The organism is Spirillospora sp. NPDC127506, from assembly GCF_040302145.1.
In the GTDB taxonomy this organism is placed as follows: domain Bacteria; phylum Actinomycetota; class Actinomycetes; order Streptosporangiales; family Streptosporangiaceae; genus Spirillospora.
Genome location: NZ_JBEORG010000013.1, coordinates 110,262 through 124,629, shown reverse-complemented (window position 1 = coordinate 124,629; position 14,368 = coordinate 110,262). Strand labels below are relative to the sequence as shown.

The window sequence follows — 14,368 nt, the reverse complement described above, 5'->3', positions numbered from 1 at the left end:
GAGAGCCGGGCGGGCGGGGCGGGGCGCAGGCCCGCCCGCCGGCCTACCCGCCGGCCGCGACCGCGCCCGTCGCCAGGTCGCGGTGCGCGCGGATGATCTCGGCGTAGCGGTGCCCGCTGTCCTTGACGACGCGCCGCTGGGTGGCGAAGTCGACGTGGACGAGCCCGAACCGCTGCGCGTACCCGTACGCCCATTCGAAGTTGTCCAGCAGCGACCAGGCGAAGTAGCCGTCCAGCGGGACGCCCGCGCGGATCGCGGACGCGCACGCCGCCAGGTGCGCCTCCAGGTAGGCGGTGCGCTCGGCGTCGTGGACGGCGCCGTCCGGGGTCACGGTGTCGGCGTAGGCGGAGCCGTTCTCGGTCACCATGACGCTGGGCGGCGCGTACTCCCGCGCGACCCGGACGAGGATCTTCTCCAGCCGGTCCGGGTGGATCTCCCAGTCCATGCCCGTGCGGGGCGTCCCCGGCGGGGTGATCTGCCGGGTGCGCGGGGGCGGCCCGCCGGGGTCGGCGACGATCACCGACCGGCGGTAGTAGTTGACGCCGAGCCAGTCGAGCGGCGCGGCGATCGCCTCCAGGTCGCCGGCCCGCACCGGCGGCTCCACCCCGTACGCCTCGATCATGTCGGCGGGCAGGCCGCGCCCGAAGACCGGGTCGAGCCACCAGCGGTTGTGGTGGCCGTCCTCGCGGTGCGCCGCGGCGGCGTCCTCGTCCCGGTCGCTGCCCGGCTCGCAGTCGGTGAGCAGGTGGACGATGCCGACGCGGGCGTCGGGGGCGGCGGCGCGGACGGCCTGCGCGCCGAGCCCGTGGGCGAGCATCAGGTGGTACGAGGCGGGCACCGCCGCGCGGATGTCGGCGATGCCGGGGGCCATGGCCCCCTGCAGGTGCCCGATCCACGCCGCGCAGATCGGCTCGTTCAGCGTCGCCCACGACGCGACGCGGTCGCCGAGCGCCCCCGCGGCGACGGCGGCGTACTCGGCGAACCGCTCGGCGGTGTCGCGGGACGGCCAGCCGCCGCGGTCCTGGAGCGCCTGGGGCAGGTCCCAGTGGTAGAGGGTGGCGTGCGGTTCGATGCCCGCCTCCAGCAGCGCGTCCACGAGCCGGTCGTAGAACGCGAGCCCGGCGGGGTTGACCGGGCCGTCCCCGGCGGGCAGGACCCGGGGCCAGGCGATCGAGAACCGGTAGGCGCGCAGCCCGAGGGCCTTCATCAGGGCGACGTCCTCGGGCCAGCGGTGGTAGTGGTCGCAGGCGACGTCGCCGGTGTCGCCCCCGGCGATCGCGCCCGGGACGCGGCAGAACGCGTCCCAGATGGAGGGCGCGCGGCCGTCCTCCGCGACGGCTCCTTCGACCTGGTAGGCGGAGGTCGCCGCCCCCCAGGCGAAGCCGGGTCCGAACGCGGTCAGGTCGTCGATGGGCACGGGTCTCCCTCTGGTCGTTCGGGACGGGTCATTTCACGGAGCCGGCGGTCAGGCCGGCCACCAGGAAGCGCTGGAGCAGCAGGAACCCGGCGACGACGGGGACGCTCACCACCAGGGAGGCGGCCATCACCTGGTTCCAGTACACCTCGTGCTGGGTGGAGTAGCCCTGGAGCCCGATGGCCAGGGTCCGGGTCTGCTCGTTGGTCATGACGGAGGCGAACAGCACCTCGCCCCAGGCGGTCATGAACGCGTAGACGGTGACCGCGACGATGCCGGGCAGCGCCGCCGGGACGATCACCCGCAGCAGCGCGCCCATCGGGCCGCAGCCGTCCACGCGGGCCGCCTCGTCCAGCTCGCGCGGGATCGAGGCGAAGTAGCCGGCGAGCATCCAGATCGAGAACGGCAGCGAGAACGTCAGGTAGGTCAGGATGAGGGCGCCGCGGCTGCCGTACAGGGCGATGCCGGTCGCGTTCCCCGCGTTCACGAAGATCAGGAAGAGCGGGAGCAGGAACAGGATCCCCGGGAACATCTGCGTGGACAGCACCGTCACCGTGAAGACGCGGCGCCCGGCGAACCGGTACCGGCTCACCGCGTACGCGGCGCCGATCGCGATCGCGACGGACGCGAGCGTGGCGCCGCCCGCGACGATCACGCTGTTCGCGAAGTACCGCGCCAGCGGGACGGTCGACCACATGTCGATGTAGGGGCGGACCGTCGGCTCGGACGGGATCCAGCGGAACGCGCCCTGCACGTCCCGCAGCGGCTTCAGCGACGAGCTGACCATCGCGTAGACGGGCAGGAGGGTGAACACCGCCAGCAGCGTCAGCACGATCCGCCGCGTCCACGCGAACGACGCGGGCGGGTCGGTCGGCGCCCTGCGGGATCTGCGGGTCTCAGCCATGCGCGGGCCTCCGCCTGGAGGTGGCGAGCAGGTACGCCGCCGTGACCAGCAGCAGGAACAGCAGCAGGAGCACCGACATCGCCGAGCCCGTCCCGAAGTTCCAGGTGACGAAGGACGCGTGGTAGATGTGCACCGAGATCAGGTCGCCGCCGTCCGGCGCGGCCTTGCCGAACAGGACGAACGGCGTGTTGAAGTCGTTGAACGTCCACAGGAACAGCACCAGCACGAGCACCTGGTTGATCGGCCGCAGCGCGGGCAGCGTGATGTGCCGGATCTGCCGCCACACGCCGGCGCCGTCCAGCGCGGACGCCTCGTACAGGTCGCGGGAGATGTTCTGCAGCCCGGCCATCAGCACCAGGAACGCGAACGGCCACGACCGCCACACGATGACGGTGACCAGCGCCCAGAAGCTGTTGTCGCCGATCAGCCAGAACGGCCGGCCGCCGCCGGTGGCGTGCAGCTGGTCGGCGAGGATGTGGTTGACCATGCCGGTGTCGCGCTGGAACATGAACGCCCACGTCATCACCGCGGTGTAGACGGGCAGCGCGTAGGGGACGAGGAAGATCGCGCGCAGCGGCCCGCGGCCGCGGAACCGCTCCTGCATGAGGATCGCGGCGGCGGCGCCGAGCAGCCACGACGTCCCGACCGCCAGCACCGTGACGGCGACGGTGACGAGGAACGACCGGAGCAGGCCCGCGCCGATGGAGCCGTCGACGTCGACCGCGACCCGGTAGTTCCCGAGGCCGGTCCAGGGCGCCCGCGACCAGTCGCGGATGTAGAAGAGCGTCAGCTCCTTGAAGCTCATCCAGATCCCGACGGCGATCGGCACCAGGTGCACGATCAGCTCGGCGGCGACCGCCGGCGCGAGCAGCAGGTAGGGCAGCGCCTTCGGCGGCAGCCGCAGCCGCCGCCTCCTCCCCGGCCGGGCCGCGCCGGGCCCGGGCCGGGGATCCCCGGTGCCGCCCGTGCGGGCGGCCGAGACGTCCGCTGTCGTCATCCGGCTACTTGCCCATCTGTTCCTGGGCCGCGGCGAGCTTCTCCCGCACTCGCTCCTCGGTGATCGGCTTGCCGGCGGCGGCGTCGGCGAACAGGTCCTTCATGGCGGTGCCGACGGCCGTCTCGAACTGGCTCTCCTCCGGGACCTGCGGCAGCGGCGCCGCGCTGGTGGCGAGGATGTCCTTGAAGACCTTGAGGTCGGGGGTGTCGAACGCCGGGTCGTTCTGCGCGGAGGTGACGGCCGGCAGCGACCCGTAGGCCTTGTTGAGGATCTTCTGCTCGGCGTCGCCGGTCATGAACTTCACGAACTGCAGCGCGCCGTCGCGGTTGTCGGTGTTCTTGAAGACCGCGATGTTGATGCCGGCGACCATCGAGGTGATGTCGCGCCCGCCGGGCGGCGCGGGGGACGGCTTCGGCAGCGGCACGACGCCCCAGTCGCCCTGCTTCATGCCGAGGTTGGTGAGCCCGCTGGTGGTGGCCTGCCACATGAGCATCGCGGCCTTGCCGGTGGCGAAGTCGTTGATCGATTGGTTGGCCGAGTACTCGGCGTTGCCCGGCGCGGCGATCTTCTCCTTGGCGAGCAGGTCGATGTAGGACTTGACCGCCTTGACGGCCTGCGGCGTCGCGAACTGCGGCTTGCCGTCGGCGGTGAAGAAGTCGGCCCCGTACATCTGGCCGATGTTGAAGGCGGCGTGGACGTTCTCCGGGATGCTGGCGCCCTCGATGGCGATGCCGTGCTTGCCGTCCTTGGTGAGCTTGCGCCCGGCCTCGACCATCTCCTGCCAGGTCTTGGGCGGTTCCAGGTTCGCGTCCGCGAACATCTTCTTGTTGTAGTAGAGGCCGTAGGCCAGGGAGTAGAGCGGCACGGCGGCCGGGGGCCTGCCCTTGGCGCCGGCGGAGGCGAGCGCGGCGGGCACGAACCGGCCGGCCCCGCCGACCTCGGCCATCGTCGCGTCGTCGAACGGCAGCAGCCCGCCGGTCGCCTGCAGCGACGCCGACCAGGTGTTGCCGATGTTGAGGACGTCCGGCCCCTGGCCGGAGGTGGTGGCGGCGAGGATGCGGTTGAGCAGGTCGGTCCAGGGGACGACCTCCAGCTCGACCTTGATGCCGGTCTGCTTCTCGAACTTGGCCAGCTCGGGGCCCAGCACCTTCTTGTCGGCGGCGATGTCGGCGCCCTGGTTGCTGGCCCAGTAGGTCAGCGTCTTCGGGTCGCCGTTCCCGCCGCCGGACGCGGTTCCGCCGCCGCACGCCGCCGCGGTGGCGACCAGCAGTCCTGCCGTGAGGACGGCCGCGGCCCGTCCTGCGAATGGGGTATGACGCATCGGCTCGGCCTTCCGATCCGGAGTGAGGCGGGATCACTCGGAGAGTTAGATCACACCTTATTTCACGTCGTGATCTAAGCAGTGACATAATGGTCCGGTCAAGACCTGAGAACTCGGGGGACGCGGCCGCGCGGCGGCCGCGGGAGAAGGGGGCCCGATGCCGGAACGGCGCCGGAGGACCGTGCGCGACCTGCGCCGCACCAACCGGTCGGTGCTGCTGCGGCGGCTGTACTTCGACGGGCCGCTCAGCCGCCAGGACCTGGCCAGGGAGACCGGCCTCAGCCCCGCCTCGGTCAGCAACGTCGTCACCGAGCTGATCGACGCCGGGCTCGTCGTGGAGGCGGGCAGCGTCGAGTCCGACGGGGGCCGCCCGCGGGTGCTGCTGAAGACGGCGGCCGGTTACGGCCATCTCATCGGCGTGGACGTCGGCGAGACACGGGTGATGGTCGAGCTGTTCGACCTGGAGCTGACCCAGCTCGCCAAGGCCGACTTCCCGCTCGGGGACGGCGGGCACGACGAGCGCGCCGTCGTCCGGCACATCCTGGCCGGGCTGCCCGCCGTCATCGAGGGCGCGTCGGTCGACCCGGCGTCCATCATCGGCGTCGGGGTGGGGGTCCCCGGGGTCATCGAGCACGGCCCGGAGGCGGTCGTGCACTGCCAGACCGTCGGCTGGGAGGCCGTGCCGCTGGAGCGGATGCTGCGCGCGGGCACCGACCTGCCGCTGTTCATCGACAACGGCGCCACCTCGCTCGGGCAGGCCGAGATGTGGTTCGGCGCCGGCCGCGGCAACCGCAACGCCGTCGTCGCCCTCATCGGCTCCGGCGTCGGCGCCGCCGTCATGATCGACGGCTCGCCGTACCGGGGCGCGGCCGGCAGCGCCGGCGAGTGGGGCCACACGACCGTGCGGGTCGGCGGCGCGCGGTGCCGCTGCGGGTCGCGCGGCTGCCTGGAGTCCTACGTCGGCGCGACCGCGCTGCTGGAGCGCTACCGGGCGGCGGGCGGCCCGGCCGGGACCGACGAGGAGGAGGCCCTCGCCGCGCTGCTCGCCGACCCGTCCGAGGCCGCCGCGGCCCTGCGCGACGACATCGCCGAGTACCTGGGCGCGGGCATCGCCGACCTGGTCAACCTGTTCAGCCCCGAGAAGATCATCATCGGCGGCTGGGCGGGGCTGCTGATCGGCGGCCGGATGCTGGACCGCGTCATCGAGTCCACCGCCGCGTACGCGCTGCGCCAGCCGTTCGCGCAGACCGTGATCGAGCCGTGCCACCTCGGCCCCGAGGCCGTCGCCGTCGGCGCGGCCACGCTCCCGCTCGCCCACCTGCTCGACCGCGGCGGCGCCGCGGTGTGATGGCCGCGCCGCCGGGCGGCGGGCGATAATGGGAGCCCCGACCAGCCCCGGAGGAACGACGACTGATGGGCACCGCCGGACGTTCCGTGCGCGAGTCACTGCTGGACGCCGCCGCCGACCTGCTGGTGGAGCGCGGCTACCGGGCCGTCCGCATGCGGGACGTGGCGGAGGCCGCCGGGGTGAGCCGGCAGACCGTCTACAACGAGTTCGGCGACAAGTGGGGCCTGGCGCAGGCGGTCGTGGTCCGCGACAACGAGCGCTACCTCGACGGCATCGACGCGGTGCTGTCCGAGCACGAGGACGTGTACTCCGCCGTGGTCGCCGCGGTCACGTACACGCTGGAGACGTCGGCGGACGACCAGCTGAAGAAGGCGGTGCTCACCGGCGCGGGCGGCGACGAGATGCTGCCGCTGCTCACCACGCAGGCCGAGCCGGTGCTGTTCACCGCCAGCGCCCGCATCGCCGAGCACGCGCTGCGGCAGTGGCCGCACCTGGACCGCGACGCGCTCACCGAGGTCGCCGACGCGGCGGTGCGGCTCACGATGAGCCACATCATGCTGCCCTCCGGCCCGCCGGAGGCGTTCGCGCACTTCGTGGCCCGCCTGGTGACCCGCTACCTGTCGGTCCCCGCGAAGACCACCGGCCCGGACGTCTGACCCCGGGCGCGGTCGTCGCGATGGGTGCACCGCGGCTCGCTGCCGCCGCGGCGGCGGTCAGGGGATCGCGGTCTGCAGATGGACGACCTTCACGCACGTCATCTCGTCCAGGAGCTCGGGCCCGTGGCCGAAGCCGTGGCCGCTGGCGCGGCGCGGGGCGGCGGCGCCGCCGGGGGCGCCGCCGAACACCGCGTTGATCTTCACGGTGCCGGTGTTCAGGGTGCGCCAGGCCGCCTGCGCGTGCGCCATGTCGCGGGTGAGGACGGTCGCGGCGAGGCCGTAGCGGGAGCGCCGCGCGGCGTCCAGGGCCTGGTCGAACGACGGCACGGTGCGCACGGCCGCGACCGGCCCGAAGACCTCCTCGGCCATGATCGGCATGTGGTCGGCGCAGCCGGCCAGGACCGTGGCCGGGTAGAACGCGCCGGGGCCCTCGGGGACCCGCGCGCCGGCGAGGGGGCGGGCGCCGTCCGCGATCGCCTTCTCGACCTGCTGGTGGACGTGCGCGCGGTGGCGCTCGTCGACGAGCGGGCCGAGTTCGGTGGACACGTCGGCGCCCGGCCCCATGCGCATGCCGCGGGCGCGGTCCACGAGGGCGTCGAGGAACGGCTCGGCCACGTCCTCGTGGACGTACACCCGTTCCACCGAGGTGCAGATCTGCCCGGCGTCGGCGAAGCAGCCGATCGCCGCCTGCCCGGCCGCCCAGGAGGGGTCGACGCCGGCGTCCACGATCAGCGGGTCGGAGCCGCCGTTCTCCAGCAGGGTCTTCGCGCCGGTGCGCAGGGCGAGTTCGGCGACGCGCCGCCCCGCGGCCGTGGAGCCGACGTGCGCGACGACGTCGGCGCCGGGGTGGCCGGCGAGGACCTCGCCCACCTCGCCGCCGCCGGTGACCATGTTCAGGACGCCGTCGGGCAGGCGCCCGGCGAGCAGCTCGGTGAGCATCGCGCCGGTGTGCGGGGTCCGCTCGGACGGCTTGTGCACGACGGTGTTGCCGGTGACCACGGCCGCGCCGATCAGGCCGCAGGCGATCGCGACCGGGTCGTTCCACGGCGTGATCACGGCGACGACGCCGCGCGGCTCGCGGACCATGAAGTCGCAGGCGTCCCGGCCGCCCTGCAGGCTGCGGCACCCGTGCAGGGCGCCCAGCTCGGCGTACTGGCGCAGCGTCCCGATCCCGGCCTCGACGCCGCCGAGCGCGTCGCCGGACGGCTTGCCCATCTCCGCGGTCACCAGCGCGGCCAGCTCGTCCACCCGCTCCTCGACCGCCCGGGCCGCGGCGCGCAGGGCCGCGCTCCGCTCGGCCGCCGGGGCGGCCGCCCAGCCGGGCGCCGCGCCGCGCGCCGCCGCCATCGCCGCGGCCGCGTCCGCCGGCGTGGACACGGCCGCCACCCCCAGCGGCTCGCCGGTCGCCGGGTCGGCCACCGAGAACACGTCCTGCCCGGTGCCCTGGCTCCACCGTCCGCCGGCCAGCATCCACCTGTCGCGGGGCCGCATGGCCACCCCCTCCCGTGTCGCGGTACGTCCGCTCGCCTACCCGGCAGGGCGGCCTTCAATGACGGCACCCGCGTCAGTGGACACTTACTGAAATCGGCTACGGTGGTGCGCACGCGGATTGAGGGAGGCGCGGTGGACTTCGACCTGCCGGAGAGCGCGGCGGCGGTGCGCGAGGGCGTGCTGGCGATCGCCGGGAAGTACGACCAGGAGTACTGGAGCCGGTGCGACGCGGACAAGCGCTGGCCGGAGGAGGTCTGGCGGGAGCTGGTCCAGGGCGGCTGGCACGCGCTGGCGATCCCGGAGGAGCACGGCGGCGGGGGCCAGGGCCTGCTGGAGCTGGCGGTCGCCCTGGAGGCGCTGGCCGAGGGCGGCGCGGGCGGCGCCGCGTCGTTCATGTACCTGCTCACGCCCGCGTTCGGCGGGCTCACCATCACCCGGCACGGGACCGCGGAGCAGCGGCGCGAGTTCCTGCCGAAGATCGCGTCCGGGGAGATCGAGACCTGCTTCGCGATCACCGAGCCGGACGCCGGCAGCAACGCCATCGAAATCTCCACCCACGCGCGCCGCGACGGCGACCACTTCCTGGTCAGCGGGCAGAAGATCTGGATCTCCGGCGTCGAGCGGGCCGACTTCCTGGTGCTGGTGACCCGGACGATCCCGGCGGCCGAGGCGCGGCCCCGCACGTCCGGCTTCACCGTCCTGCTGGTGGACGTCGCGGAGGCCGTCGCCGAGGGGACGCTCACCTACCGGCCGATCCCGAAGCTCGGCACGAACACCGTCGCGTCCAGCATGGTGTTCCTGGACGAGGTGCGCGTCCCGGCCGACCGCGTCCTCGGCGAGGCCGACCAGGGCTTCCTCGTCCTGTGGGACATCCTGAACCCCGAGCGGATCCTGGCCGCGGCGGGCGGCGTCGGCTCCGGCGGCCTCGTGCTGAGGCTCGCCCGCGAGTACGCCGCCGGCCGGGCGCCGTTCGGCAAGCCGATCGGGGCGAACCAGGCCATCGCGTTCCCGCTCGCCAAGGCCAAGGCGCAGCTGGAGCTGGCCCGGCTGATGACCTACAAGGCCGCCTGGCTGTGGGACCGGGGCCGCCCCTGCGGCTCGGAGGCCAACATCGCCAAGCTGACCGCGGCGGACGCGGCCTGGCAGGCGGCCGACCGCGCCTTCCAGACCTACGGCGGCATGGCGTACTCGATGGAGTACCCGATCGCCCGGATGTTCCGCGACGCCCGCATCGGCAAGAACATCCCGGTCGCCGAAGAGCTGGTCCTCGCGCACATCGCGCAGCACGAGCTGGGGCTGCCCAAGTCGTACTAGCCCGCTCTCCGGCCGACCTCCGGCGGCCGGTCTCCGGGAGCCGGAGGCCGCGGGCGGCATGCCCCGATCATTCCGAATCGGATTCCGGGCGGTCGACCCGTTGCCCCGGCCGCACCGGGCGCGCGAGCATGAGGGGTCACCGGCCCCCGCAGCGAGGAGTGTCCATGCCCCGGTCGTACGCCAGCGCCGTGCTCGATGCCACCGCCGACGAGGTGTGGTCCTACCTGCGGGACTTCGGCAACCTCGCCGAGTGGATGCCGGGCGTGCAGACCGGCGTGATCGAGGACGGCGGGCCCGGCGACCGCGTGGGCTGCGTCCGCCGGCTGATCGGCCCCGGCGACTCGGTGTTCCGCGAGCGCCTCATCTCGCTGGACGACGCCGGCCGCGGCTACTCCTACGAGATCGTGGAGAGCCCGCTGCCGGTGCGCGGCGCCCGCGGCCGCCTGCGCGTCGCGCCGGTCACCGCGACCGGCCAGGCGTTCGTCGAGTGGTGGGCCGACTTCTCCGCCGACGCCGGCGACGAGGAGGCGATGACCAAGACCCTCGCGGAGGGCATCTACGCCACCGGCCTGAGCGCCCTCGCCGAGCGCTTCGGCTGACCGCGCCTCACGCGACCTCGGGCGGGCGCTCCCGGCCGCCGAACGCCGAGCGCAGCCGCCGGGCGGCGAACTCCATCGCCTCGGCGCCGGCGTCGAAGATCTCCGGCAGCAGGAAGAAGGAGTGCACGACGCCGTCGTAGCGGCGCAGCTCCACCGGCACCCCCGCCTCGGCGAGCCGGTGCGCGTACGCCTCGGCCTCGTCGCGCAGGATGTCGTACTCGGCGGTGATGACGGTGGCGGGCGCGACGCCCGCCAGGCCGGGGGCGCGCAGCGGCGCGAGCCGGAAGTCCGACGGGTCGGCGCCGCCCCGGTACAGGTCCATGAACTGCGCGAGCGTGCCCGCGTCCAGCCCGTACCCGGTGCCGTACTCCCGCCAGCTCGGGGTGTCCATCGCCGTGTCGGTCACCGGGTAGACGAGCAGCTGGTGGGCGAGCGGCAGCCCGCGGTCCCGGGCCAGCAGCGCGGCGGCCGCGGCGAGGTTCCCGCCGGCGCTGTCCCCGGCCACCGCCACGGCGCCGGGGTCGACGCCGTAGCGGTCCGGCTCCCGCACCGCGGACGCGACGGCGGCCCACGCGTCGTCCACGGCGGCCGGGAACGGGTGCTCCGGGGCCAGCCGGTACCCCACGTTCAGGACCGCGCATCCGGCGGCGGCCGCCAGGTCGCGGCACGCGGCGTCCACGTTCTCGATGCCGCCGAGCACCCACCCGCCGCCGTGCAGGTAGACGACCGCGGGCAGCGGCCCCCGCTCGGGCCGCTGCGGGCGGTACAGCCGCACCGGCACCGGGCCGCCGGGGCCGCGCACCTCCAGGTCGCGCACCACCGGAAGCTCCCGCCGCACGACCGGGAACGCCGCGCCGATCCGCGCCCGCATCTCCGCGATCGAGGGCCGCGCCGCCTCCCCCGGCGGCGCCGTCCAGGCGGCGAGCAGCTCCAGGAAGCGCGCGGTCTGCGGGTGGAGGGGCATGCGGGCGGCTCCGGGGGCGGGCGGCGGGTTCCAGCAGACCGCCTTCCCCGGATCCGGCCCGTCAATCCAGGCTCAGCGGCCCGCGGCCTCCGCGACCAGGGCCTCGAACAGGCGCGGGTCGTCGCCCTCCTCGGGATGCCACTGGACGGCGAGGCCGAAGCGGTGGCCCTGCAGCTCGACGGCCTCCACCACCTGGTCCTCGGCCCAGGCCACCGCCGACAGGCCCTTGCCGAGCCGCCCGACCGCCTGGTGGTGGTACGCCGGGACGTCGGCCGCCTCGCCGAGGATCTTGCCGACCAGGCTGGTCGCGGCGATCCGCACCGGGTGCGAGCCGACGATGCCGGTCTCCGGCGCGTGCCCCCTGTGGCCCACCGCCTCCGGCAGGTGCTGGACGAGGGCGCCGCCCCGCGCGACGTTCAGCACCTGCATCCCCCGGCAGATCGCCAGGAACGGCACGTCCGCCGCCACGACCGCGCGGGCCAGCGCCAGCTCGAACCGGTCCCGCTGCGGCTGCGGCGGCCCGGTCTCGTGGTGCCGGGCCGCGCCGTACAGGCCCGGGTCGAGGTCGCCGCCGCCGGAGAGGACGATGCCGTCCAGCCGCTCGACCAGCGCGTCCACCCCGCGCAGCGTCGCGGCCGGCGGCAGCAGCACCGGCACGCCGCCGGCCCGCTCGACCGCGCGCGCGTACGGCGCCGGAAGGAGCGCGGCCTCGCGCACCCAGACCCCCCAGCGGGCCGGCTCCAGGTAGGTGGTGATGCCGATGAGCGGCGGCGCGCCGGCACCGGCGGCGGGGCCCGGAGCCCCGCGGACGGCCTCTGACATGTGAGTGTCTCCCCCTCGTGCTGAGCACTGGCCACAGGACGGCTGCCAATAGGGGTGATCTGTCCGTTTCCGCGGCACCTCATGGTGCCTCACCCGCCCCCTCGCGCCGCCCCGCCCCCGGCCTCTCTCCCGGCCAGCTTGCCTCACGGGGCGGGTCTGCGCAGTCCGAAGCGGCGAGATCGCCGCCGCGCCGGCCGGCGCCCGGGGACGGGCACTCGGCCGGGGCGCGGCAAAGAATCATGAAATCTGCCACCTGGGAGTGGTTTCTTCCTCCGCGTCCGGCCCGTTCGGCAACGGCCGGCGCTCGCACCGCACCCGTACCGATCAGTATGCGTGCTCTTTTCGCGCGGCATCCGGTCACGCAGGATCCACGGGCGAGCACACAGCGCATCGATCGCCGGCCGTCCGCACCGGCCCGCTTGAGGACCCGCGGGATCGAAGTAGAGAATCTCACAAAGCCGGGCACCCGACCTGCCGCGACCGCCGGTGCCGGGCCCCCGCGTTGGCCGGGGAACGGGCTGGGAGCGTGCCGAGAGATGTCACCGGAACCCCGCGTCGTCAAGGAGTGCTTCGCCCGGCTGGAAGCCGACCCGGCGGGCGCGATGAGCTACTTCTACGGCCGCCTCTTCGCGGCCGAGCCGCAGCTGCGCGCCCTCTTCCCGCCCGCGATGGGCCACCAGCACGACCGGTTCTTCCAGGCGCTCGTCCGGATCGTGTGGAGCCAGGACGACCCGGGCGACCTCGACGCGCACCTCGGCCGGCTCGGGCGCGGCCACCGCAAGTACGGGGTGCTGCGCGAGCACTACGCCGCCGTCGGCGCCGCGCTGACCGCGACGCTCCGCGTCTACGCCGCCGACGTGTGGACCCCCGGCGCCGAGGACGCCTGGACCGCCGCCTACCGGCACGCCGCCGGCACCATGGCCGGCGCCGCCGAGCTGGACGCCGAGCACGCCCCGCCCTGGTGGGCCGCCGAGGTCACCGCGCACGACCGCCGCGCCCCCGACCTCGCCGTGCTCACGCTGCGCCCCGAGCGGCCGCTCCCGTTCGCCGCCGGGCAGCACGTCGGCGTGCAGACCGCCCGCTGGCCCCGCGTGTGGCGCCCCTACTCGATCGCGAACGCGCCCCGGCCGGACGGGACGCTGCGCCTGCACGTCCGGGCGCGTCCCGGCGGCTGGGTGAGCGGCGCCCTGGTCCGGGGCACCGCTCCCGGCGACACCGTGCTGCTCGGCCCCGCCGAGGGCGCGATGACGCTCGACCCCGACCCGGACCGCGACCTGCTCCTGATCGGCGGCGGCACCGGGCTCTCCCCCATGAAGGCCCTCGCCGAGGAGGCCGCCCCCGCCGGCCGCGCCGTCCGCCTGCTGGTCGCGGCCCGCGCCGCCGACGGCCTCTACGACATGCCCGACCTGCGGCTGCTGGAGTCGGCCTGCCCCGGGCTCACCGTCACCCCGGTGCTGTCGCGGTCACCGCGGAGCGGCGGGCCGGCCGGCCGCGTGCCGGACGTCCTGCCCGCCCTCCTGGACGGCGACGCCGGCGGCCTCGCCGCCTACGTCGCCGGACCCGGCCCGCTCGTCCGCGGGACCGTCGCCGCTCTCCGGCGGCTCGGGGTGCCGGCGCGGCACATCCACCACGACCTGCTCGCGGCCGGCGACCCGGTCACCGGCCCGCGCGCTCCCGCAGGAACTCCTTAGTCGCCTCGTCCGCCGGGTAGAACGACTCGATCGCCAGCTCCGCGACCGTGATGTCGACCGGCGTGCCGAACGTCGCGATCGTGCTGAAGAACGACAGCTCCCGGCCCTCCACCCGCATCCGCAGCGGGACGAACACGTCGTGGCCCGCGGGCGGCGCCATCGCCTCCCCCACGTCCCCGGGGAAGCCGCGCAGCTCCCGGTAGAGCTGCGCGAGCGCGGCGTCCGCGGTCAACGCCACGTGCCGCCGCACCCGGTCGATCATGTGGGCGCGCCACTCGGCCAGGTTCAGGATGTTCCGCGCCATGCCGTCCGGGTGCATGCTCAGCCGGAGCACGTTCAGCGGCGGCTCCAGCAGCTCGGGCGGCGCGCCCTCCATGAAGAACGCGGCGGCCGCGTTGGCGTCGACGAGGTTCCAGAACCGGTCCACGACCACGGCCGGATACGGCTCGTGCCCGGCCAGCACCTGCTTCAGCGCCGCGCGGACCGCGTCCATCTTCGGCTCCTCGATCGGCGTCTCGTCGAACACCGGCGCGTACCCGGCCGCCACCAGCAGCAGGTTGCGGTCGCGCAGCGGCACGTCCAGGTGCTCGGCGAGCCGCAGCACCATCTCGCGGCTCGGCGCGGACCGGCCCGTCTCCACGAAGCTGAGGTGCCGGGTCGACACGCCCGCCTCCGAGGCCAGCTCCAGCTGGCTCAGCCGCCGCCGCTGCCGCCAGGCCCGCAGCTGCTCCCCGATGGGCCGCACATCACTCAACGCCGTCGTCACGCCTCGGACGCTACCGGCCCGCCGGTCACGCGCGCGATTACGTCCGGGGTAATGGACGCCGTGCGGCCCCGCCCGCGAGAG

General features: G+C 74.6%; 13 protein-coding genes. 5 read left to right on the top strand and 8 right to left on the bottom strand.

Annotated features, from left to right (window positions below; translation table 11 throughout):
• Nucleotides 1–43: 43 nt before the first annotated feature.
• From ABTW95_RS15395 to ABTW95_RS15380, 4 genes are read right to left on the bottom strand one after another with little or no spacing between them, the layout of a single operon-like run.
• Nucleotides 44–1,417: a GH1 family beta-glucosidase gene (locus tag ABTW95_RS15395; RefSeq protein WP_500226591.1), complete on the bottom strand. Its 1,374-nt coding sequence runs from the start codon at nt 1,415–1,417 to the stop codon at nt 44–46.
• Between the two features lie 28 nt (nt 1,418–1,445).
• Nucleotides 1,446–2,318, bottom strand: a complete 873-nt coding sequence (locus ABTW95_RS15390) for a carbohydrate ABC transporter permease (RefSeq protein WP_396446239.1) — start codon at nt 2,316–2,318, stop codon at nt 1,446–1,448.
• A complete protein-coding gene (locus ABTW95_RS15385; RefSeq protein ID WP_500226590.1) occupies nt 2,311–3,315 on the bottom strand; it encodes a carbohydrate ABC transporter permease in 1,005 nt (334 codons plus the stop codon). The genes ABTW95_RS15390 and ABTW95_RS15385 overlap by 8 nt, the downstream gene beginning before the upstream one ends.
• Before the next feature lie 4 nt (nt 3,316–3,319).
• Nucleotides 3,320–4,636 carry an ABC transporter substrate-binding protein gene (locus tag ABTW95_RS15380; RefSeq protein WP_500226589.1) on the bottom strand — a complete coding sequence of 439 codons (1,317 nt, stop codon included), beginning with the start codon at nt 4,634–4,636 and terminating at the stop codon, nt 3,320–3,322.
• 157 nt (nt 4,637–4,793) lie between these two features.
• Here ABTW95_RS15380 and ABTW95_RS15375 point away from each other — a divergent pair, with 157 nt between their 5' ends.
• Both ABTW95_RS15375 and ABTW95_RS15370 read left to right on the top strand, forming a co-directional pair.
• Nucleotides 4,794–5,984, top strand: coding sequence for an ROK family transcriptional regulator (locus tag ABTW95_RS15375; protein WP_500226588.1), 1,191 nt, complete (start codon nt 4,794–4,796; stop codon nt 5,982–5,984).
• 86 nt (nt 5,985–6,070) lie between these two features.
• Nucleotides 6,071–6,640 (top strand): TetR/AcrR family transcriptional regulator, encoded by a 570-nt coding sequence (locus tag ABTW95_RS15370; protein ID WP_396446243.1) that lies wholly within the window; start codon nt 6,071–6,073, stop codon nt 6,638–6,640.
• A 57-nt stretch (nt 6,641–6,697) separates the two neighbouring features.
• Here ABTW95_RS15370 and ABTW95_RS15365 read toward each other — a convergent pair whose 3' ends face one another.
• The gene (locus tag ABTW95_RS15365) at nt 6,698–8,131 is read right to left on the bottom strand and encodes an aldehyde dehydrogenase family protein (protein WP_500226587.1); all 1,434 of its coding nucleotides are present in this window, start codon (nt 8,129–8,131) and stop codon (nt 6,698–6,700) included.
• Between the two features lie 132 nt (nt 8,132–8,263).
• On the opposite strand from ABTW95_RS15365, the gene ABTW95_RS15360 reads away from it, so the two are divergent.
• Both ABTW95_RS15360 and ABTW95_RS15355 read left to right on the top strand, forming a co-directional pair.
• A complete protein-coding gene (locus tag ABTW95_RS15360; RefSeq protein ID WP_396446245.1) occupies nt 8,264–9,445 on the top strand; it encodes an acyl-CoA dehydrogenase family protein in 1,182 nt (393 codons plus the stop codon).
• A 164-nt stretch (nt 9,446–9,609) separates the two neighbouring features.
• Nucleotides 9,610–10,044 carry an SRPBCC family protein gene (locus ABTW95_RS15355; RefSeq protein ID WP_500226586.1) on the top strand — a complete coding sequence of 145 codons (435 nt, stop codon included), beginning with the start codon at nt 9,610–9,612 and terminating at the stop codon, nt 10,042–10,044.
• A 7-nt stretch (nt 10,045–10,051) separates the two neighbouring features.
• Here the strand turns inward: ABTW95_RS15355 and ABTW95_RS15350 are convergent, their stop codons facing one another.
• Both ABTW95_RS15350 and ABTW95_RS15345 read right to left on the bottom strand, forming a co-directional pair.
• A complete protein-coding gene (locus tag ABTW95_RS15350) occupies nt 10,052–11,008 on the bottom strand; it encodes an alpha/beta hydrolase (protein WP_396446247.1) in 957 nt (318 codons plus the stop codon).
• 72 nt (nt 11,009–11,080) lie between these two features.
• A complete protein-coding gene (locus ABTW95_RS15345) occupies nt 11,081–11,830 on the bottom strand; it encodes a gamma-glutamyl-gamma-aminobutyrate hydrolase family protein (protein WP_396446248.1) in 750 nt (249 codons plus the stop codon).
• A gap of 536 nt (nt 11,831–12,366) precedes the next feature.
• Between ABTW95_RS15345 and ABTW95_RS15340 the strand changes: the two genes are divergently transcribed.
• A complete protein-coding gene (locus tag ABTW95_RS15340) occupies nt 12,367–13,521 on the top strand; it encodes a globin domain-containing protein (RefSeq protein ID WP_500226585.1) in 1,155 nt (384 codons plus the stop codon).
• Here the strand turns inward: ABTW95_RS15340 and ABTW95_RS15335 are convergent.
• Nucleotides 13,487–14,287: a helix-turn-helix domain-containing protein gene (locus tag ABTW95_RS15335; protein ID WP_396446250.1), complete on the bottom strand. Its 801-nt coding sequence runs from the start codon at nt 14,285–14,287 to the stop codon at nt 13,487–13,489. The two genes, ABTW95_RS15340 and ABTW95_RS15335, sit on opposite strands and share 35 nt — an antisense overlap.
• Nucleotides 14,288–14,368: the final 81 nt, after the last annotated feature.

Bases quoted from the DNA above. Each gene is read 5' to 3' on its own strand.
- ABTW95_RS15390 (WP_396446239.1), bottom strand. From the start codon at position 2,318: ATGGCTGAGACCCGCAGATCCCGCAGGGCGCCGACCGACCCGCCCGCG.
- ABTW95_RS15385 (WP_500226590.1), bottom strand. From the start codon at position 3,315: ATGACGACAGCGGACGTCTCGGCCGCCCGCACGGGCGGCACCGGGGAT.
- ABTW95_RS15380 (WP_500226589.1), bottom strand. From the start codon at position 4,636: ATGCGTCATACCCCATTCGCAGGACGGGCCGCGGCCGTCCTCACGGCA.
- ABTW95_RS15375 (WP_500226588.1), top strand. From the start codon at position 4,794: ATGCCGGAACGGCGCCGGAGGACCGTGCGCGACCTGCGCCGCACCAAC.
- ABTW95_RS15365 (WP_500226587.1), bottom strand. From the start codon at position 8,131: ATGCGGCCCCGCGACAGGTGGATGCTGGCCGGCGGACGGTGGAGCCAG.
- ABTW95_RS15355 (WP_500226586.1), top strand. From the start codon at position 9,610: ATGCCCCGGTCGTACGCCAGCGCCGTGCTCGATGCCACCGCCGACGAG.
- ABTW95_RS15350 (WP_396446247.1), bottom strand. From the start codon at position 11,008: ATGCCCCTCCACCCGCAGACCGCGCGCTTCCTGGAGCTGCTCGCCGCC.
- ABTW95_RS15345 (WP_396446248.1), bottom strand. From the start codon at position 11,830: ATGTCAGAGGCCGTCCGCGGGGCTCCGGGCCCCGCCGCCGGTGCCGGC.
- ABTW95_RS15340 (WP_500226585.1), top strand. From the start codon at position 12,367: ATGTCACCGGAACCCCGCGTCGTCAAGGAGTGCTTCGCCCGGCTGGAA.